At 69.2% G+C, this 19,710-nt stretch carries 22 protein-coding genes; 13 read left to right on the forward strand and 9 right to left on the reverse strand.

The genetic code is table 11. The annotated features are described in order from the left end of the window. Positions 1–81: 81 nt before the first annotated feature. Together BLW81_RS03880 and BLW81_RS03885 are read right to left on the reverse strand one after the other, a co-directional pair. Positions 82–966 (reverse strand): SAM-dependent methyltransferase, encoded by an 885-nt coding sequence (locus BLW81_RS03880; RefSeq protein WP_083406067.1) that lies wholly within the window; start codon positions 964–966, stop codon positions 82–84. Between the two features lie 35 nt (positions 967–1,001). Beyond that, entirely contained in the window at positions 1,002–1,889 is an 888-nt protein-coding gene (locus BLW81_RS03885) for an oxygenase MpaB family protein (RefSeq protein ID WP_083406068.1), read from the reverse strand. A gap of 100 nt (positions 1,890–1,989) precedes the next feature. On the opposite strand from BLW81_RS03885, the gene BLW81_RS03890 reads away from it, so the two are divergent. Further along, complete coding sequence (locus tag BLW81_RS03890) at positions 1,990–2,592, forward strand: TetR/AcrR family transcriptional regulator (RefSeq protein WP_083406069.1); 603 nt, start codon at positions 1,990–1,992, stop codon at positions 2,590–2,592. On the opposite strand, the gene BLW81_RS03895 is transcribed toward BLW81_RS03890, so the two are convergent. Beyond that, complete coding sequence (locus BLW81_RS03895) at positions 2,589–3,164, reverse strand: VOC family protein (RefSeq protein WP_083406070.1); 576 nt, start codon at positions 3,162–3,164, stop codon at positions 2,589–2,591. The two genes, BLW81_RS03890 and BLW81_RS03895, sit on opposite strands and share 4 nt — an antisense overlap. A 172-nt stretch (positions 3,165–3,336) precedes the next feature. Between BLW81_RS03895 and BLW81_RS03900 the strand changes: the two genes are divergently transcribed. From BLW81_RS03900 to BLW81_RS03920, 5 genes are all read left to right on the forward strand, one after another. Continuing rightward, entirely contained in the window at positions 3,337–4,479 is a 1,143-nt protein-coding gene (locus BLW81_RS03900; RefSeq protein ID WP_083406071.1) for an alpha/beta hydrolase, read from the forward strand. Further along, the gene (locus BLW81_RS03905; RefSeq protein WP_407662310.1) at positions 4,455–5,459 is read left to right on the forward strand and encodes a 2-hydroxyacid dehydrogenase; all 1,005 of its coding nucleotides are present in this window, start codon (positions 4,455–4,457) and stop codon (positions 5,457–5,459) included. The genes BLW81_RS03900 and BLW81_RS03905 overlap by 25 nt, the downstream gene beginning before the upstream one ends. A gap of 9 nt (positions 5,460–5,468) precedes the next feature. Further along, positions 5,469–7,685, forward strand: a complete 2,217-nt coding sequence (locus BLW81_RS03910; protein ID WP_083406072.1) for an acyl-CoA dehydrogenase family protein — start codon at positions 5,469–5,471, stop codon at positions 7,683–7,685. Positions 7,686–7,771: 86 nt separating this feature from the next. Continuing rightward, positions 7,772–8,047: a hypothetical protein gene (locus BLW81_RS03915; protein ID WP_083406073.1), complete on the forward strand. Its 276-nt coding sequence runs from the start codon at positions 7,772–7,774 to the stop codon at positions 8,045–8,047. Positions 8,048–8,094: 47 nt separating this feature from the next. Then, positions 8,095–8,406 (forward strand): hypothetical protein, encoded by a 312-nt coding sequence (locus tag BLW81_RS03920; protein ID WP_083410307.1) that lies wholly within the window; start codon positions 8,095–8,097, stop codon positions 8,404–8,406. Here BLW81_RS03920 and BLW81_RS03925 read toward each other — a convergent pair. After that, entirely contained in the window at positions 8,403–9,182 is a 780-nt protein-coding gene (locus BLW81_RS03925; protein ID WP_083410308.1) for an SDR family NAD(P)-dependent oxidoreductase, read from the reverse strand. The two genes, BLW81_RS03920 and BLW81_RS03925, sit on opposite strands and share 4 nt — an antisense overlap. A 29-nt stretch (positions 9,183–9,211) precedes the next feature. Further along, positions 9,212–10,918 carry a long-chain-fatty-acid--CoA ligase FadD2 gene (fadD2, locus tag BLW81_RS03930; protein ID WP_083406074.1) on the reverse strand — a complete coding sequence of 569 codons (1,707 nt, stop codon included), beginning with the start codon at positions 10,916–10,918 and terminating at the stop codon, positions 9,212–9,214. Between the two features lie 55 nt (positions 10,919–10,973). On the opposite strand from fadD2, the gene BLW81_RS03935 reads away from it, so the two are divergent. From BLW81_RS03935 to BLW81_RS03945, 3 genes are all read left to right on the forward strand, one after another. Beyond that, entirely contained in the window at positions 10,974–12,224 is a 1,251-nt protein-coding gene (locus BLW81_RS03935) for a DNA polymerase domain-containing protein (RefSeq protein ID WP_083406075.1), read from the forward strand. A 120-nt stretch (positions 12,225–12,344) separates the two neighbouring features. Then, positions 12,345–12,755, forward strand: coding sequence for an STAS domain-containing protein (locus tag BLW81_RS03940; RefSeq protein ID WP_083406076.1), 411 nt, complete (start codon positions 12,345–12,347; stop codon positions 12,753–12,755). Positions 12,756–12,875: 120 nt separating this feature from the next. After that, positions 12,876–13,241, forward strand: coding sequence for an NYN domain-containing protein (locus BLW81_RS03945; RefSeq protein WP_083406077.1), 366 nt, complete (start codon positions 12,876–12,878; stop codon positions 13,239–13,241). 6 nt (positions 13,242–13,247) lie between these two features. Here BLW81_RS03945 and BLW81_RS03950 read toward each other — a convergent pair whose 3' ends face one another. Next, positions 13,248–13,871, reverse strand: coding sequence for a TIGR03086 family metal-binding protein (locus BLW81_RS03950; RefSeq protein ID WP_083406078.1), 624 nt, complete (start codon positions 13,869–13,871; stop codon positions 13,248–13,250). Between the two features lie 84 nt (positions 13,872–13,955). Between BLW81_RS03950 and BLW81_RS03955 the strand changes: the two genes are divergently transcribed. Next, positions 13,956–14,354: a MarR family winged helix-turn-helix transcriptional regulator gene (locus tag BLW81_RS03955; protein ID WP_083406079.1), complete on the forward strand. Its 399-nt coding sequence runs from the start codon at positions 13,956–13,958 to the stop codon at positions 14,352–14,354. A gap of 10 nt (positions 14,355–14,364) precedes the next feature. After that, a complete protein-coding gene (locus BLW81_RS03960) occupies positions 14,365–15,777 on the forward strand; it encodes an NCS2 family permease (RefSeq protein ID WP_083406080.1) in 1,413 nt (470 codons plus the stop codon). Here the strand turns inward: BLW81_RS03960 and BLW81_RS03965 are convergent, their stop codons facing one another. From BLW81_RS03965 to BLW81_RS03975, 3 genes are all read right to left on the reverse strand, one after another. Further along, complete coding sequence (locus BLW81_RS03965) at positions 15,778–16,443, reverse strand: IF2 family translation initiation factor (protein ID WP_083406081.1); 666 nt, start codon at positions 16,441–16,443, stop codon at positions 15,778–15,780. A gap of 22 nt (positions 16,444–16,465) precedes the next feature. Beyond that, a complete protein-coding gene (locus tag BLW81_RS03970; RefSeq protein ID WP_083406082.1) occupies positions 16,466–17,014 on the reverse strand; it encodes a CsbD family protein in 549 nt (182 codons plus the stop codon). A 77-nt stretch (positions 17,015–17,091) separates the two neighbouring features. Next, positions 17,092–17,571, reverse strand: coding sequence for a DUF4383 domain-containing protein (locus BLW81_RS03975; protein ID WP_083410309.1), 480 nt, complete (start codon positions 17,569–17,571; stop codon positions 17,092–17,094). A 67-nt stretch (positions 17,572–17,638) separates the two neighbouring features. On the opposite strand from BLW81_RS03975, the gene BLW81_RS03980 reads away from it, so the two are divergent. Together BLW81_RS03980 and ligD are read left to right on the forward strand one after the other, a co-directional pair. Further along, positions 17,639–18,679: a CobW family GTP-binding protein gene (locus BLW81_RS03980; RefSeq protein WP_235632164.1), complete on the forward strand. Its 1,041-nt coding sequence runs from the start codon at positions 17,639–17,641 to the stop codon at positions 18,677–18,679. A gap of 17 nt (positions 18,680–18,696) precedes the next feature. Beyond that, entirely contained in the window at positions 18,697–19,653 is a 957-nt protein-coding gene (gene ligD, locus BLW81_RS03985) for a non-homologous end-joining DNA ligase (RefSeq protein ID WP_083406084.1), read from the forward strand. Positions 19,654–19,710: the final 57 nt, after the last annotated feature.

Below are 19,710 nucleotides of genomic sequence, written 5' to 3' on the forward strand. Positions count from 1 at the left end.
GGCTAACTTTCCGCCCGAAGTTAGCATTGACTAAGCTAACTTGTACAGACGTACCCCGGGAACCGCGACCGGCGGCGTGCCCTATCCTTTGACGGCGCTGACCAGGCTAATTGTTCCCGTCATCACCGCAGCTTCGGAGCCCTCGGCCGGTACCGGGCGGCCGTTGATTCTTAGCCATTCTTGCAGCGGTGTGGCCTCGGCGCGCCACCCCCGGGCACCGAACCATCGGTCGGCGGGTTCGTGCTGCTCGTTGTAGACCAGGGTGAAGAACGCCTCGCCGCCCTCGGACTGCGCCTCTGCCCGCTTGGCCGCGAAGGCGGCGGCATCCATCGGCGCGGCCTCCTCCACCGCAACCCGACTGCCCGGCGCGGCCAGCGCGTCGATCCCGGCGAACAGCTCGCGCTGGGCGGCCGCGGGCAGATAGATCAGCAGGCCTTCGGCGATCCAGGCCGACGCCCGTGAGGCATCGAACCCGTTGTCGCGCAATGCTTTCGGCCAGTCATTGCGCAGATCGACGGCGATCTCGCGCCGGTCGGCGTTCGGGCGGCGCCCGGCCAGCACCTCCCGCTTGAAGTCGAGCACGCCGGGCTGGTCCAGCTCGAAGAGCACGGTGCCGTCGGGCCAGTCGAGCCGGTATCCGCGGGAGTCGAGACCGGCCGCCAGCAGCACGATCTGACGCACCCCGGCGGCCGCCGCGGCACGGAAGTAGTCGTCGAAATACCGGGTCCGGACGGCCTGGAAGTTCACGAAGTCGGCGCCGAACTGGCTCCTCAGCACGTGTTCGGGCGCCCCGCCGTCCAGCAAATCCGCCCATTCGCCGCCGACGGCGCGGCAGAAGACCTCGGCGAGCGGGTCCACGGCGACCGGGTCGGGCTTGTGCGCCTCCAGGGCGCGCGCCGCCGCGACGAACAGCGCGGTGGACCCGACGCTGGTGGTGATGTCCCAGGTGTCGTCATCGGTACGCATGCCGTCGGTTGTACGCCGCGACCCTGACAGTGCGCTCAGACCAGGGGACGACCTGTGCGCACGCGCCAGTCGAGGTCCTTGAGCAGCACGTTGAACGGGAACTGCCGGACGAACCGCGGCATCCGGTTGTAGACGCGGCCGACCGTCCACATGATCCGGTTGAACCGGCGCTGTTTGGCCGCGTCCCAGGGCAGGCCCATCTCGTCGCGGAACCGCTGCGGCAGGAACCCGGTGGTGATGAACAGGTTCACGGCGTCGGTGCGCTGCTGCAACCAGGCCGGCGGCTTGAGGTTGCCGATGCGGCCCGCCGCGATCGGCCACAGGTATTCGCGCACCGCGTCGTCGATGTGCACCTTGTCCAGCGACTGCTGCCAGTACTCGTCGAACGCCTTACGGTCGGCGGGCCACATCTCGGCGGGCACCTGCAGGGTGGTGCCGAGCGTCGCGCCCTCCCGGTAGTGGCGGTCGGCCGATTCGTCGTCCATCTCGCCGACGAAGATCCGGTAGACGTCGACGAAGCCCTTGTAGAGGCACGCCGCCACCCACAACTGCAGTTCCTTGTCGAACGCGTTGTATTCCACCGGGTCGCCCGGCCGCGAGTGCACCTGCGCATGCGACCAGTTGACCGCCCGCCGGTAGGTCGCCTTCTGCTCGTCGCTGCCGGCCAGCGCGACGGCGAGATACGTGAACGTGGTGCGCGCGCGCTTGATCGGGTGGCGGTCGGCGCGGCCCGACTCGACGCGGCTGTCCTTGACGCCGTACCCGACGCCGGGCCTGGCCAGTTCCATGATCACGTTCGCCGGACCCGACAGCAGGCCGATGCCGAGCATCGCGTCGGCCGCGGGCACGTTGCGCCGCAGCGGCCGGTCGGGCAGCGCCGCGTCGTTGATCGCGCGTCCGACGTGGTCGACCGGTTCGGTCATGGCAGCCCCTTCAAGCGCAAATGTGAGAACACGTGTTTCCTGATTCTGCTCCCGCCCGGTGACGGGTGTCAAGGCGCGGCCCGGGTGCCAAGATGGCGCTATGGCACAGGTCCGGCCCTACCGCGGCGTCGACGCGGCCGAGCGCCTGGCCCAGCGGCGGAACCGGCTGCTCGAGGCGGGCCTGGACCTGCTCGGCGCACGCGCGCAGGACCCCGCCGAGTTGACCGTGCGCGCGATCTGCGCCGAGGCCGGCCTCGGTGTGCGCTACTTCTACGAGAGCTTCACCGACAAGGACGACTTCGTCGGCCAGGTGTACGACTGGGTGATCGCCGACATCGCGACGACGACGCAGGCCGCGGTGGCGGCCGCACCTGCGCGTGAAGGTTCGCGCGCCGCGATGGCCAACATCGTGCGGACCATCGCCGCCGACCGGCGGGTGGGCCGGCTGGTGTTCAGCTCGCACCTGTCGAACTCGGTGGTGCTGCGCAAACGCGCCGAGTCATTCACGCTCATGGTCGGGTTGACGTTTCAGCACGCCGGGGCGCTGGGCGCCGAACGCAACGACGCGACCAGGGCGCTGGCGCACTTCGTGGTGGGCGGCGTCACCCAGACCCTGACCGCATGGCTGTCGGGCGAACTGGCGTTCGACGACGACGAGCTGATCGACCGGCTGGCGACCATGCTCGACGCGCTGGCGGCCTAGGCGGTCACCCGCGGCCTGCGGTCCGCGGTGGTCTTGGGTGCGGTGACGGTGTCGTCATCGGTGAATTCCTTGGTCCAGCATGCGAATTCGAGCGTGATGCCGTCCGGGTCGAGGAAGTAGAACGAGCGGACGTACACGCCGGGGTGCAGGGTCGACGACACCTGCGCGGGGCTCTCGTCATGGTTGAGCACGGGACCGACCCGCACGCCCTTGTCCTTGAGCCGTTGCCGGTACTCGTCGAACTTCTCGGCCGGTACGTGAAATGCCAGGTGGTTCATCGTGCTCACGGCGCTGACGATGTCGCCGATGCCGGGGATGGCCTCCGGCGAGGAGATGCCCGGCACCCGGTCCGGCGCGTCGGCGAACCAGAAGAACGCCACGCAGTCACCATTGCCCGCGTCGAAGAAGAAGTGCTGGCCCATCCCGCCCGGCAGGTCAAGCGATTTGATCAACGGCATACCGAGCACGTTGCTGTAGAAGTCCACGGTCCTCGCCATGTCCGAGCACACCAGTGCGACGTGGTTGATGCCACCGAGTTCGAATTCGGAATTGGGATTGTCGGGCCTGATCATCGGCGCCTCCTCAGGCGATTCTCTGGCCAAGAACGCGTTCTGAATCTAACATCGGGTTCAGTTCTCAAGCAATGAGGAACGGACCGGGCACTGCTATGACAATCGCATCTCGCGCACCGCTGCCGACGGTCCGTGGCGGGCACACCCGGACCGCGAGCGATTCGGTGGCGACATGACCAGGGCCCGCACCAGTTCCCAAACCCCCGGTGTGACACGCGAATTCGTGGGACTGGACTCCCCGACCGCCCGGCGGGCCGGCGCGGGAGGGCATCCGTGCCAGGGCCTCTACCACCGCGGCGTGGGGCGCAAGCCGAAGGTCGCGATGATCGCCACCCACTACCAGATCGACTTCTCCGAGCACTATCTCGCGGACTACATGGCCACCCGCGGCATCGGCTTCCTCGGCTGGAACACGCGCTACCGCGGGTTCGAGAGCAGCTTCCTGCTCGACCACGCGCTGGTCGACATCGGTGTCGGGGTGCGCTGGCTGCGCGAGGTGCAGCACATCGAAACCGTTGTGCTGCTGGGTAACTCCGGCGGCGGCTCGTTGATGGCGGCATACCAGGCGCAGGCCGTCGACCCACACGTCAACCCGCTGCCCGGCATGCGGCCCGCGGCCGGCCTCCACGACCTGCCGCCGGCCGACGGATACGTCGCCACGGCCGCGCATCCGGGCAGGCCCGACGTGCTGACGGCGTGGATGGACGCCGCCGTCGTCGACGAGAACGACGCGCTGGCAACCGATCCCGATCTTGACCTGTTCGCCGGGCACAACAGCCCGCCCTACTCGGCGGACTTCGTCGAGCGCTACCGGGCGGCCCAGGTCGCCCGCAACCACGCGATCACCGACTGGGCCGAAGCCGAACTCGACCGGGTCCGCGCCGCCGGCTTCTCCGACCGCCCGTTCACCGTCCTGCGGACCTGGGCCGACCCGAGGATGGTCGACCCCGCGCTGGAGCCGACCCGGCGGCCGGCGAATCTGTGCTACGCCGGAGTTCCGGTGCAGGCCAACCGGTCCGCGCGCGGAATCGCGGCGGCCACCACACTGCGCAACTGGATCGGGATGTGGAGCCTGCGACATGCGCAGACCCGGGCCGAGCCGCACCTGAACCGCATCACCTGCCCCGCCCTGGTGATCAACGCCGACCAGGACACCGGCGTGTTCCCCTCCGACGCGCAACGCATCTTCGACGCGCTCGCCAGCAGCGAGAAGACCCAGACCTCGATCGACACCGATCACTACTTCACCACGCCCGGCGCGCGCAGCGAGCAGGCCGATACCATCGCGAAGTGGATCGCGAAACGGTGCCGATAAGGGTTCTGGCGCACTATGTCGCCGGGCCGAAAGCGGCTGAAGTCGTTGCACCCGAGACGGATTGGCTCGACATCCGCTACAGCGCCGAGGATGACGACGACACGTTCTACCGCGAGCTCGCCGAGGCCGAGGTGATCTGGCATGTGTTGCGCCCGCTGTCGGCAGCAGACCTGGCCGCGGCCCGGCGCTGCGTGCTGGTGCACAAGATGGGCGCCGGGGTGAACACCATCGACGTCGACGCCGCCACCGAGCTGGGCATCGCGGTGGCGAACATGCCGGGGGCCAACGCCCCGTCGGTCGCCGAGGGCACCGTGCTGCTGATGCTGGCCGCGCTGCGCCGGCTGCTCGACCTCGACCGCGCGACCCGGGCCGGGCGCGGGTGGCCGTCGGACCCGAGCCTCGGCGAGACCGTGCGCGACATCGGCGGCTGCACCGTCGGGCTGGTCGGCTACGGCAACGTCGCCAAGACGGTGGAGCGCTACGTGAGCGCGATGGGCGCCCGGGTGCTGCACACCAGCACCCGCGACGACGGCCAACCGGGCTGGCGTCCGCTGCCCGACCTGCTGGCCGAGTCCGACATCGTGTCGCTGCACCTGCCGCTGACCGACCGGACCGCCGGGCTGATCGACCGCGCGGCGCTGTCGCGGATGCGCGACGACGCCGTGCTGGTCAACACCAGCCGCGGCGCGATCGTCGACGAGGCGGCGCTGACCGAAGCGCTGCGCGAGGGCCGGCTGGCCGCGGCCGGCCTCGACGTGTTCGCCACCGAACCGGTCGAGCCGGACAATCCGCTGCTCACGCTCGACAACGTCGTGGTCACGCCGCACGTCACCTGGCACACCGCCGACACGATGCGGCGCTATCTGCACCACGCACTGGACAACTGTCGCCGGCTGCGGGACGGCCGCGAGCTGGCCAACGTCGTGAACGGTATCGTGTCACCCAACCGACCGGTTAATAGGGACACTCCGTCACAGTGAGGTGCACGTATGCCCATCGCAATCACCCCTGAGCACAACGACCTGGCCGATTCGGTGCGGTCCTTCGTCGCGCGGGTGGCGCCGTCGGAAGTGCTGCACGAGGCACTCGAGACGCCGGTGAGCAACCCGCCGCCCTACTGGAAAGGCGCCGCCGAGCAGGGCCTGCAGGGCGTGCACCTCGCCGAGAGCGTCGGCGGGCAGGGCTTCGGCATTCTCGAGCTCGCGATCGTGTTGGCCGAGTTCGGCTACGGTGCCGTGCCCGGACCGTTCGTTCCGTCCGCCATCGCCAGCGCGCTGATCGCCGCGCACGATCCGGACGCCAAGCTCCTGGAAGATCTGGCGTCGGGCGAGAAGATCGCCGCGTACGCGATCGAGTCCGCGCTGACCGCGACCCGGCACGGCGAAGGCGGCGGCCTGGTCATCCGCGGTGAGGCCCGCGCCGTCCCGGCTGCCGCGCAGGCCGCGGTGCTGGTCCTGCCGGTCGCGATCGAGAGCGGCGAGGAATGGGTGGTCTTCGACGCCGATCAACTCGAGATCGAGCCGGTGACCAGTCTGGACCCCGCCCGCCCGATCGCCGATGTGCGCGCCAACGCCGTCGAGATCGGCGACGACCGCGTGCTGGGCAACCTGAGCCGCACCCTGGCCCGCGCGCTGATCTCGACGCTGCTGTCGGCCGAGTGCATCGGCGTGGCCCGGTGGGCGACCGACACCGCCGCGGCGTACGCCAAGATCCGCGAGCAGTTCGGCAGGCCGATCGGCCAGTTCCAGGCCATCAAGCACAAGTGCGCGGGCATGATCGCCGACACCGAGCGGGCCACCGCCGCGGTGTGGGACGCCGCCCGGGCCATCGACGAGGCGCGCGAGGCGGCGGGCGGCGCGAACGACGGCGCCGACGACAGCGCGTACGAGTTCGCGGCGGCGGTCGCCGCGACGCTGGCACCCGAGGCCGCGCAGCACTGCACCCAGGACTGCATCCAGGTGCACGGCGGCATCGGGTTCACCTGGGAGCACGACACCAACGTCTACTACCGCCGCGCGCTGGTGCTGGCCGCCGGCTTCGGCAGGCACGCCGACTACCCGCAGCAGGTCGTCGACGTCGCCACCAGCACCGGGATGCGCAAGCTCAACATCGACCTCGATCCCGAGACCGAGAAGCTGCGCGATGAGATCCGCGCCGAAGTTGCTGCGCTGAAAGCGATTCCGAGCCAGGAGCGCAACACCGCGATCGCCGAGGGCGGCTGGGTGCAGCCGCACCTGCCCAAGCCGTGGGGCCGCGCGGCCGGGCCCGTCGAGCAGATCATCATCGCCCAGGAGTTCGAGACCGGCCGCGTCAAGCGCCCGCAGATGGGCATCGCGGCGTGGATCATCCCGTCGATCGTCGCGTTCGGCACCGACGAGCAGAAGCAGCGGTTCCTGCCGCCGACGTTCCGCGGCGAAATGATTTGGTGCCAGCTGTTTTCCGAGCCGGGTGCCGGTTCGGACCTGGCCAGCCTGACGACCAAGGCCACCAAGGTCGACGGTGGGTGGCGCATCACCGGGCAGAAGATCTGGACCACCGGCGCGCAGTTCTCGCAGTGGGGCGCACTGCTGGCCAGGACCGATCCCAGCGCGCCGAAGCACAGCGGCATCACCTACTTCCTGCTGGACATGGCCAGCGACGGCGTCGAGGTCAAGCCGCTGCGCGAGCTGACCGGTAACGCGATGTTCAACACCGTGTTCATCGACGACGTGTTCGTGCCCGACGAGTTCGTGCTCGGCGAGGTGAACCGCGGCTGGGAGGTCAGCCGCAACACGCTGACCAACGAGCGGGTGTCGATCGGCAGCAGCGAGCCGCCGTTCCTGGCCAACCTCAACGGGTTCGTCGACTTCATGCGCGACGGTCAGTTCGACCAGATCGAGCAGAACCACGCGGGCCGGCTGATCGCCGAGGGGCACGCCGCCAAGGTGCTCAACATGCGTTCCACCCTGCTGACCCTGGCCGGCGGCGACCCGATGCCTGCCGCGGCGATCAGCAAGCTGCTGTCGATGAAGACCGGGCAGGGGTACGCAGAATTTGCGGTGTCCTCGTTCGGCACCGCCGCCGCGGTCGGCGACGGCGGGCAGCCGCCGGGCCAGTGGTCGGAGTACCTGCTGGGCAGCCGGGCCACCACGATCTACGGCGGCACCTCCGAGGTACAGCTCAACATCATCGCCGAACGGCTGCTGGGCCTGCCGCGCGATCCGTAGCAGCCGGCGGGCCGATTCGCGGATAGCGGTTGCCACCGGGCGTAACCTGGAATTAATCGGTTGCGTCAAGGCGTTTGGTGGTAGGTATGAGCAACCTCAAGAACCGTGTCATCCGCATCGCCGTGGGCTCCGCCGCGGCGGTGGGCTTCCTCACCGCCCCGACGCTTCTCGCCGGCCAGCCCGCGGTGCCGCAGGCCCAGCCCTGCTACAACGGCGTCGTCGTCGGCAACCCGTGGGCCACATCGTGCAACTTCGGTCCCCGGCCGCCGCGCGTGCGCGGCAGCGCCCCGGACCAGACCGCGATCATCGCCTGCCGCAACATCCCCGGCTGCCTGTCCTGGTACGTCAACGGCCCCTGGTGACCGTCCGCCAGGCGTTTAACGTCCTGCCCGACGGCAACCCGGTACGCATGGTTAACGATGTCGAGAAGCGCTGGGACCGGCCCGCGGCGTTCCGGGCCGCCGCCACCTACGCCGGTGTCGTCGTGGGGGTTGCGGCTGTCGTGTTCGTCGCCTACGCGCTGATCTCCAAGACCTCGATCGTGGCGGCGTCCGCCGTCCCCGCGGTGCTGTTCCTCGGCGGCCTCGGGGCGTTCGTGAAGACCTATCAGGTGTGGAAGGCGCAGGGCACCTGGGTGCCGTGGCAGGGCGCCGGTTGGTTCCTGCTCACCCTCATGCTGGTGTGCCTGGCGATCCCCGGCGCCGCCGCGATGGCTGATTAGGGCACGATCGAATCCACGTAGCCACCGTCGGCACGCACCGCGGCACCCGTCGTCGCCGACGCCAGCGGCGACGCGAGATAGGCCACCAGATTAGCGATTTCGGCCGGCTCGATGAGGCGCTGCAGCAGTGACTGCGGCCGGTGGTTGCGCATGAACTCGCGCTGCGCCTGCTCCCACGGCAGCGACCGGTCTACGAGTTGGTAGACGAAATCCTCAACGCCTGCAGTGTGCGTCGGGCCGGCGATCACCGAGTTCACCGTCACGCCGGTGCCTGCGGCGTCCTTGGCGAAACCCCGCGACAGCGCGAGCAGCGCGGTCTTGGAGACGCCGTAGTGGATCATCTCCTCCGGGATCACCAGCGCGGAGTCGCTGGCGATCTGGATGACCCGGCCCCAGCCGCGCTCCGTCATCGCCGGCAGATAGGTGCGGATGAGACGCGCGGCGGCAAGGACGTTGACCTCGAAGTACTTTCGCCACTGCTCGTCGGTGATCTCGCGGGCGGGCACCGCCCCGAAGATGCCGAGGTTGTTGACCAGGATGTCGACATCCGGCAGCTGCTCGACGAGTTCGGCGACCCCGTCGTCGGTCGTCACGTCGACCGCCACCCCGAACGCGTCGCCCGGCAGCGTGGCGACGGCCTCCTCGACCCGTTCGGGTGTGCGGCCGTTGACCGCGACCCTGGCGCCGCCGACTGCCAGCGCCTCGGCGATCGCCAGGCCGATGCCCTGGGTGGATCCTGTGACGAGTGCGGTCTTACCGCTCAGATCGATGTTCACGCCCACCTACTACCACCGGGCGGGCGCGGCTATTCCTTTTTCGACTCGGTGTCGAGCTCCATCTCGCGCAGCTCGCGCTTGAGGATCTTGCCGGTCGGGTTGCGCGGCAGTTCGTCGATGAACACGACCTCGCGCGGGACCTTGTAGCGGGCCAGGTGGTCACGCACGTAGTGCTTGATGTCGTCCTCGCCGATCGAGGCGCCGTCGGCCTTGACCACGAACGCACGCAACCGGTGGCCCCACTCCTTGTCCTCGACGCCCAGCGCGGTGGCCTCGACGACCTCCGGGTGTCCGCTGATCAGATCCTCGACCTCGGCCGGGAACACGTTCTCCCCGCCGGACACGATCATCTCGTCGTCGCGGCCGCTGACGTAGAGCAGGCCGTCCTCGTCGAAGTAGCCGACGTCGCCCGAGGACATCAGGCCGTCGACGATCTGCTTGTGCCCGCCGCCGGTGTAGCCCTCGAACGGGAAGAAGTTGCCGACGAAGATCCGGCCCACCTCGCCCTGCGGTAGCTCGTTGCCGTTGTCGTCGAGGATCTTGACCTTCACGCCCTTGACGACGGGCCCGACCGTGGCGGGGTTCTTCTTCAGATCCTCGGGCCGCGCGATCGTGGCGAACGCGATCTCGGTGGACCCGTAGAGGTTGTAGATCACCGGTCCCAGCGTCTCGAGCGCGCGGGTCGCGAGTTCCGCGCCGAGTTGGGAGCCCGAGACGAACACGATGCGCAGCGAGGACAGGTCCGGTTTGGTGTCCATGGCGTCGTACGCGTCGAGCATGCGCGACAACATCACCGGCACCACCACGATGCCGGTCACCTTGTGTTTCTCGATGTCGGCGAACACGGTGGCGGGCTTGAACTTGCGCCGCAGCACCAGCGTGTTGCCCAGCATCATCGCGATCGTCGCGTGCAGGAAGCCCAGCGCGTGGAACATCGGCGCCGGCAGCGACGTCAGTTCTCCGCCCTTGAACGGGACGTGCGAGAGCACCCCGCCGATCGGCGCGAGGGTCGGTGGTGTACTTCTGTTGGCGCCCTTGGGAGTTCCGGTGGTGCCGCTGGTCAAGATGATCACCGACGAGTGTCGGGTCGCCTTCGGCGCACGCTTGCCCGAACTGCGGGCGACGAAGTCCTCGAGGGTCTCGTCGGTGCTGCCCGACGGCTCGTCCTTCTCCGGGTTCACCCCGAGCGCACGCAGCTTGCCCAGCGGCGGGTCGGCCTTGGCCACCGCCTGGCAGTACTCGTCGTCGTAGATGATCAGCTTGGCGCCCTCGCGCTCGGAGACCTCTTTGATCTGCGGGCCGGAGAACTCGCTGTTGAGCAGGATGATGCGCGCGCCGGTGCGGGCCGCCCCGTAGAACGCGACCAGGAACCAGCGGTGGTTGCGGGCCAGGATCGCGACGCCGTCGCCGCCCTTGATGCCCTTCTCGAGCAGCCCGTTGGCCACCTCGTGCGCGGCCTCGTCGAGTTCGGCGAAGGTCATCTCACCGAAGTCGTCGATGATCGCGGTGCCGTTGGGGGTGCGCCGCGCGTTGAGGGCGGGGATCATCCCGAACTCGCCCCAGCGCCGGATGTCGGCGAGCATCGCGGCGACGTTCTGCGGTGGTTCGAGCTTGAACGCGCCCGCGCCGAACATCTTGGCGGCGTAATGCAGCTCGGCCGACCCCCGTTCGACGAGCTGCTGCGCCTTGGCGACTGCCTGCAACGGAAGATCGGTGAGCTTGGGGGTGCGAGCCATGAAGCCACAATATGTGACCGGCGTCGCACCGCGGCCGGGAAACTAGCATGACGGTATGGCCGCACCCCAGTACTTGGAGGTCGAGGGTCAACAGGTGCCGATCACCAGCCCCGACAAGGTGGTCTTTCCGGCCACCGACACCGCCGGGCCGGTCACCAAGTCCGATCTCATGCAGTACTACCTCAGCGTCGCCGACGGTGCGCTGCGCGGTGTGCGGGACCGCCCGATGATCCTCAAGCGGTTCGTCAAGGGCATCACCGAGGAGGCGGTGTTCCAGAAGAGAGCACCGAAGAACCGACCGGACTTCGTGTCGGTGGCCGAGCTCAAGTACGCGTCGGGAACGTCGGCCGCCGAGGCGGTCCTGCACGACGCGGCCGGGCTGGTGTGGGCGGTCAACAGCGGATGCGTCGACCTCAACCCGCACCCGGTGCGCGCCGACGACCTCGCGCACCCCGACGAGCTGCGCGTGGATCTGGACCCGATGCCCGGGGTGACCTGGCCGCAGATCATCGACGTGGCCTTGTTGTCGCGCGAGATCCTCGAAGAGCACGGGCTGACCGCCTGGCCGAAGACCTCCGGTTCCCGTGGCTTCCACATCTACGCGCGCATCGAGCGGCGCTGGCCGTTCAAGTTCGTCCGGCTCGCCGCGCAGGCGGTGGCCCGGGAGGTGGAACGCCGGGCACCCGAGATCGCGACCGCGCGCTGGTGGAAGGAAGAGCGCGAGGGCGTGTTCGTCGATTTCAACCAGAACGCGTTCGACCGGACCGTGGCCTCGGCGTACTCGGTGCGCGCCACGCCCGACGCCCGGGTGTCGACGCCGCTGCTGTGGAGCGAGGTGCGGGGCTGCCGGCCCGAGGCGTTCACCATCGCGACGGTGCCGGACCGGTTCGCCGAAGTCGGCGACCCCTGGGAGGGGATCGACGACGCGGCGGGTTCGCTCGACGCGCTGCTCGACCTGGCCGACCGGCTCGGTCCCGCCGAGAAGGCCCCGCGGGGATCCAGGCGGACGAAGGACGGTCGCCGCGAATCGACCATGCCGCTCATCGAGATCGCCCGCACCAAAACCAAGGACGAAGCGATGGCCGCGCTCGACGAATGGCGCCGACGTTACCCGTCGGTAGCCGAAATGCTGGCGCCCGCAGATGTTCTCGTCGACGGTATGCGCGGGCCCAGTTCGATCTGGTATCGGATCCGGATCAACCTGCAGCATGTGCCCGAAGACCAGCGGCCACCGCAGGAGGAGTTGCTCGCCGACTACAGCCCGTGGACCGACTATTCCGGGCCGCAGTGGATGCGCGGTGGCTGACGGGTTTGCTGCGTCGGGGTATTTAGGCTTCTTACCAAAGTATTAGCCACTGCTCCCAGTTGCCTTAAGTTGACGCCCTAACTTGGGTTTCACGTTGAGGTGCTTCGAGGGGAGGCAGTGATGTACGGCAATCCGTCATTCGACTGCGCAGGCGCCCAGATTCATGCGGTGTGTCGCCAACTGGCGACGGTCGTGACTGTCGATGGAACCATCGACGACACCAACATTGAACGGGTTTCCGCGCTGGCACGTCGGTTCGTGCTCACCGAGAAGCCCTTTGTTCTCGACCTGAGCGGAGTGACTTCGGCTGCGGGACAGCTCATCTCGATGCTCTACGACGTCGACGAGTCCTGCTTCCACGCCGATGTGGAATGGTCGGTGATCGCCAGCGACGCCGTGGCCCGCGTACTGCGCGCCTCCGGTGTCAGCTTCCCGGTCGCCGAGTCGGTGCCCGAGGCGCTCCATCAGTTCGCTGACAACATCGACCAGCGCCGCCGTCTGCTGCCGCTGTTGACCAAGAAGACCGCATAGCGGAAGGCGAAAGCGTGCTACTCGACATTCGTTGGCTCGGATACCTGCTCGGCCGCCGGCACACGCCGGCCAGGCAGGTCGGCCACTCAGCTCACTGACACTGCCCCGTCGGCCTGCGCCGTGCGGTGGATCGTCGACGGGATGAACGTGATCGGCTCCCGCCCCGACGGATGGTGGCGGGACCGGCACCGGGCCATGACCACCCTGGTCGAACGGCTCGAGCGGTGGCGACCCGACGGTGACGCCGTCACCGTCGTGTTCGAACGTCCACCCGATCCACCGATCGGCTCGTCGGCCATCACGGTGACGCATGCACCGCATGCCGCGCCCGACTCCGCCGACGACGAGATCGTGCGCCTGGTGCGGGCCGACGCCGACTCCGCCGGGATCACCGTCGTCACCTCCGACCGCGCGCTGGCCGAGCGGGTGCGTGCCGCCGGGGCGGCGGTCCACCCCGCCGAGCGGCTCCGTGACCTCATCGATTGAGTGACCTCATCGACTGACCGGCCGCCAGTCCGGCGACCGCCCGAGGTGGCGCAGCAACCGGTCCAGGTCGCCCGCCCCGTCACGCTGCACCAGCGCGTGCGCGAACGGTGAATCGTCCGCATCACGGAACTCCTCATCCGGAACGGCCAGGGCGATCGGCAGCACTGCAGCGAGGACCTCGGTTGGTGGTTCGAACGGCACGCCGAGGCTGCGAGCCACATCCCAGCCGTGCACGACGTAGTCGACGAAGTGGAACCCGATCGCCATGGCGCCGGGAATGGTTGCGCCAGGACCGAATTCGGGCATGGCGAACGTGGCGTCCAGCACCCCGGGTGCGCTGAACGCGTCCAACACGTCGGCGGCGGCCGCGGCGTAGGCACCTGCGGGGTCCGCGCGCACCGCGTCGGCAACCGTCGCCGGATCCCACACGGCCAGATCGTCGCCCCCGCCGCGGGCGGCCGCCGCGAACCCTCGGTGCTGCACCGTCATGTGCGCGAGGAGGTCGGCGAGATCCCAGCCCGCGCACGGGGTGGGGCGGGTGAGGTCTTCGGTCGTCACCGCCGCGACGAGGTCGACGGACGCGGCAACGGCCGCCCGGTGCAGCAGTCTGACATCAGTATTAGTATGCATGCGCTGACGATATGCATCTGCGTATGATCTGTCAACGCCTAACATCGCGATGTGCCACCGCAGCGTCGTCCCGACCTCGCGGCGATGCTTGCGCCGCTGATCCGCCGGCTGATGGCGGCCGAACGCCCGGTACTGCAGGCACACGGGCTGTCGATGTGGGGCTACACCGTGCTGACCGCGCTGGATGATTCGCCGATGCGCACCCAGGCCGCGCTCGCCGAAGCCATCGGCGCCGACAAGACCCGGATCATCGCGACGCTCGACGAACTCCAGGCCGCGGGCCATATCGAACGCCGGCCGGACCCCGACGACCGGCGCGTGCGCCTGTTGGCCATCACCGAGGCGGGCCGAGACCTCAAGGATTCGGTGCAGGCCGAGATCCAACGCGGTGAGGACCGCTGGCTGTCGGTGCTGAGCCCCGGTGACCGCGAGGCGTTCCTGCGCGCGCTACACGAGATGACGCGCGTCGACGGCACCCCATAGGGTCTGAGGAATGAATCGCCTGGACCGCTTCTTCGAGATCTCCGCGCGGGGCACCACGGTCGGAGCCGAGTTGCGCGGCGGCCTCGTCACGTTCATCGCGATGGCCTACATCATCGTGCTGAACCCGATCATCCTGTCGAGTTCCGAGGACGTCACCGGCACGCGACTGGAGTTCGCCCAGGTTTCGGCGGTCACGTCGCTGGCCGCCGGTGTCATGACGATCCTGTTCGGGCTGATCGCGCGGCTGCCGTTTGCGTTCGCCGCCGGGCTGGGCATCAACTCGTTCGTCGCGACGACGCTCGTCGGCGACCTCACCTGGGCCGAGGCGATGGGCCTGGTGGTGATCAACGGGCTGATCATCGTGATCCTGGCCGCGACCGGTCTGCGCCGGCTGGTGTTCGATGCCGTGCCGATGCAGCTCAAACTCGCGATCACCGCGGGCATCGGGCTGTTCATCCTGTTCATCGGCCTGGTCGACGCCGGGTTCATCGGCTCGACGGGCGTCGCCTCCCCACCGGTCGGCCTGGGGAACACCGGCGGCGGTTCGATCAGCACCGTGCCCACCGTCGTGTTCGCGTTCACGCTGCTGCTGACCGGCATCCTGGTGGCGCGCAAGGTGCGCGGCGGCATCCTGATCGGGCTCGTCGCGGGCACCGTCGTCGCCGTGGTCATCGAGGCGGTCTGGCATCTCGGCTCGGCGGTCGACAAACCGGGCGGCTGGAGCCTGTCGGTGCCGACGCTGTCGGGGTCGCCGTTCGCGCTGCCCGACCTGTCGCTCGTCGGCGCCTTCAGCATGGACAGCTTCGGCCGCATCGGGGTGATCGCCGCGGTCATGTTCGTGTTCACGCTGGTGTTCGCGAACTTCTTCGACGCGATGGGCACGTTCACCGGGCTGTCCCGGGAAGCCGGACTGTCCGACGAGCAGGGCACGTTCCCGCGGCTGAAGTCCGCGCTGATCGTCGAGGGTGCCGGCGCCGTGGTCGGTGGCGCGTCGTCGGCGTCGTCGAACACGGTGTTCATCGAATCCGGCGCCGGCATCGGCGAGGGCGCGCGCACCGGCCTGGCGAACATGGTGACCGGCCTGCTGTTCATCGCCGCGATGTTCATCTCGCCGCTGGCGTCGATCGTGCCGACGGAGGTGGCCGCCGCCGCGCTGGTCATCGTCGGCGCGATGATGGTGTCGCACCTGCGCCACATCGACATCACCGAGTTCTCGGTCGCGCTGCCGGTGGTGCTGACCGTCGCGACGATGCCGTTCTCCTACTCGATCGCGAACGGCATCGGCGTCGGGTTCATCGCGTGGGTGGTGCTGCGCTCGGCAGCAGGAAAAGCCCGCGAGATCAGCCCACTGTTGTGGGTGGTCGCCGCGGGCTTCCTGCTCTACTTCTCGCGAGGCTGGATCGAGTCGCTGCTCGGGATGTAGCTACCGGTCGGCCTGCCGCTTCTCCTTCTCGGCGTCGGCCAGGTCCTCGATCCGGTCCGCCTGGGCGCGGGTGACCGCCGCGTCCACGCGCTTGTCCTGCGCGTCCTCGAGTTTCGCGCCGGCCACCTTCGCCACCGTCTGCTCGGCGTCGGCGATCTCGGCTTCCTCGCGGCGCTTGGCGGACTCGACGTTCTTCTTCCGCTGGGCCGCGATGTCGTCGGCGCGCTTCTTGTCCTCGACGATCCGTTTTTCGGTGTCCTCGACCGCTTGGCGCTTGCGCTGCTGGGCTTCGGCCCGCGCCTGCTGGGTCTCGCGGGTCGTCTCCTGGAACGCCTCCTGCTTTTCCTGCGCGGCCTTCTCCTGGGTGGCCTTGAGGTCAGCCTCGGCCTGCTTGGCGTTCTCGGCGGCGGCCTCGTCGAGCCGGGCCGCGCGGCGCAGCGCGTCGCTGCGGTCCACCAGGGTGGCGCCGCGCTTGCGCAGCACCGGGTCGCCCAGGGCGCTACCGACGGCGGTGTCGAGCATCCCGAGGGACCGCTCGAAGAACAGCCGCGCGGGCGCTTCGGAATCCATCCGGGCGACGAACCGGTCATCGATCATCTGCAGTGGGAACCGAGCCACCTGATACTGCAGTTTCAGTACGGCTCTCGGTATCGCGGTCAAGCTCATGTCAAGCTCCTTAGTCGCCGAATCAGGCGTCGTTGTTGAGGTTTTCGGCCTGCCGCCGGATGCGGGCGGCTTCGGCTTGGGCCGCTGCCGACTCCTGGACGGCTTCGCGGTGGTCCTCCACCGCCTCGGCGAGCTGGCTGTCGGCGTCGCGGATCTCGGCACGCTGTTCGGCCTTGGCCTGCTGGGCCTTACGCTCGGCGTCCAGTTCCGCCTGCGCGCGCTCCTGCTCGAGCTTGCGGTGCGCGGCCTGCTCGGCTTCGCGTTTCTGCGCGGCCGCCTGGCTCTCGACCTGGCTCTTCTCGGCTGCGGCCTCGGCGTTGACCTGCGCACGCTCGGCGGCGCCCTCGCGCTTGGCCTCGACGAAGTCGCTGCGCGCCTCCTGAGCCTCGGCATCGGCGACCGCCTCGACGGTGTTCGCCTCCTTGCGCTGCTGGGCCTCGGCCTGCTGAAGCTGCCCCTCGGCGGTCAGCGAATCATTTCCGGTGACTGCGCCAAAAACCTCTTTGGCCTTGCCTTTCACCGTGTCCATCAGGCCTTCGCGTGCCTGACCAGCTTTATCGTGGTCCGTCATTCGGGCCCTCCTCTCGAGGGCTTAGGTTCCACGTCCGGCAGGGTCCGAAACCCCTTGTGCGCAGACGCACAGCAACATCAGCCGCGGCGCGAGTCGGGCGCTTCGCCGGTGCGGCCCAGCAGCAGTCCGAGCGCCAGCATCCCGGCCGCGAGCACCAGGTGCAGCCAGTTGTCGGCGGTGTTGAGCGGAACGAAGTTGGCCTGCGAGTGGTGGTCGATCAGCAGGCCGTAGAGCCACAGCAGCGCGTAGACCACACCGCTGCCGATCAGGTACCACTTCGCGGCCCTGAAGGTGCCCGACAGGGCGAGGCCGAGCACCCCGAACAGCAGGTGCACGATGTTGTGCAGCACCGAGACGTTGAACAATCCCAGCAGCTCGGCCTCGGAGTGATGCCCGGCGAACATCATCGTGTCGTAGTCCGTGGTGACGCCGGGGATGAAGCCGAGCACGCCGACGAGCAAAAACGTCGCACCGACCGCGACGGCGGCCCACTGCACGGGTGCGCGGCCCGCCGTGGGCGCCGCGCTGGGGGAACCTTGAGATCCGGGAACAGCCATCGCGGCGGGGTATCCGGCAGGCGGGGTCTGAAACCGGCGGGGCCGAAACGCTGCGATCATGGGTCGCGTGGTGGCCACGACTTCGAAGATCCCCGTCATCGCGCTCACGGGTTACCTGGGGGCGGGCAAGACCACGCTGCTCAACCATGTGCTGCGGCAGCCCGGCGCGCGGGTCGGCGTGGTGATCAACGACTTCGGCGAGCTCAACGTCGACGCCGCGCTGGTCACCGGTCAGGTCGACGAGCCGGCGTCGATCGCCGGTGGCTGCATCTGCTGTCTGCCCGACGACGGCGGACTCGACGACGCGCTGGCCAAGCTGGCCGATCCGAAACTCGGGCTCGACGCCATCATCGTCGAGGCCAGCGGGCTGGCCGACCCGATCGCAATCTCACGCATCATCCGCTACAGCGGTGTGGACCGGGTGCGCAGCGGCGGCATCGTCGACATCATCGATGCCGCAGCGCATTTCGACACCGTCGACGACGGGCGCACCCCGCCCGCGCGGTACGCCGCGGCCTCGCTGGTGGTGGTCAACAAACTCGACCAGATACCGGAGCCCGACCGCGCCGCCGCGCTCGAGGCGATCGGAAGCCGGGTGCGCGAACGTAATCCGGAGGTCCATGTCGTGGGCGCGGTGGCGGGCCGCGTCGACCCTGCGCTGCTCTACGACGTGACCGATGCGGCCCCCGGCGACGGTCAGCTGTCGCTGCGGGAACTGCTGGTCGACGACGAACACGCCGCCGATGCCGACGGGCACCCGCACGTGCACGCCGATGCGGTGACCGTGACCGGCGACGGCTGTGTCGACCCGGGCGCCGTGCTCGACCTGCTCGAGAAGCCGCCCACCGGCGTGTACCGGCTCAAGGGCACCATCGCGGTGGGCTACCGCGACCGGGTCCGCCGCTACGTGGTCAACGTCGTCGGGCCGTCGGTACACGTCGCCGCCGCACCGCCCGCCGCGCGGGTGAACAGCCTGGTCGCGATCGGCACCCATCTCGACACCGACGACGTGCGCACCCGCCTCACCGAAGCGCTGCGGCCGCACGACGGCCCGGCACCGGCGGCGGCGGTGCGCCGACTGCAGAGGTACCGCAGGCTCAGCGTGTAGCGGCCTATCGTGGGCGCATGAGCTCCGAGGCAGAGCGCGCCGGTGTCGAGCTGACCAACCTCGACCAACCGCTGAGCCCGGACGCCGGCGCCACCAAGCGTGATCTCGTCGACTACCTCGACGCGGTGGCCGACCGCATCCTGCCGGGACTGCGCGACCGGCCGCTGACCGTGCTGCGCGTGCTGCGCGGGCGGGCGCCGTTCATGCAGAAGAACGTCCCGAAGTACACGCCCGACTGGGTGAAGACGGTGACGATGTGGGCCGAGTCGTCGCACCGCGATGTGCGCTACGCACTTTGCGATGACCGGCGCACGCTGCTGTGGCTGGCCAACCAGCGCGCCGTCGAATACCACCCGACGCTCGGGCTGGCCGACGACATCTACCGGCCGACCCATCTGGTGCTCGACCTCGATCCCCCGCCGGACAGCAACTTCTCGGCGGTGGTGGCGGCGGCTGCGCTTGTCCGCCAAGCACTTTCGGATTGCGGCCTGAGCGGTGCGGTGAAGACCAGCGGCGCCAAGGGGGTGCACGTCTTCGTGCCGGTCGACGACAACGCACCGGTGGAGGACGTCGCGGCCGCCACCCGGGCGCTGGCCGCGCGGGCCGAGGCGCTCGACCCGGACTGTGCGACAACGGCTTTCATTGTCGAGGACCGTGCGGGCAAGGTGTTCATCGACTCGACCAGATCCGGCGGCGCGACCGTCGTCGCCGCCTACAGCCCCAGACTGCGGGCGGGCACCCCGGTGTCGTTCCCGGTGGACTGGTCCGACCTCGACCGCATCAGCCCGCGCGACTTCACCGTGCACACCGCACTCGACGCGCTGGCCGGGCGCGACCCGTGGCAGCAGGCGATGCCCGGCCCGCAGCGGCTGCCCGAGGACCTGATCGCACACGGCCGCACGATCCCCGTCGCGCGCGTCGCCGCGATGCACGAGGGCAAACGGCGGGCCAGGGCCCGGCGTGCCGCGGATTGACCCACCCCCGGAACGGGTATCGCCCAGCGCATCGGCGGGGAAGCCGCCCTGAGGGGG

The sequence above is a fragment of the Mycolicibacterium rutilum genome (assembly GCF_900108565.1).
GTDB classification, from domain to species: Bacteria; Actinomycetota; Actinomycetes; order Mycobacteriales; family Mycobacteriaceae; genus Mycobacterium; species Mycobacterium rutilum.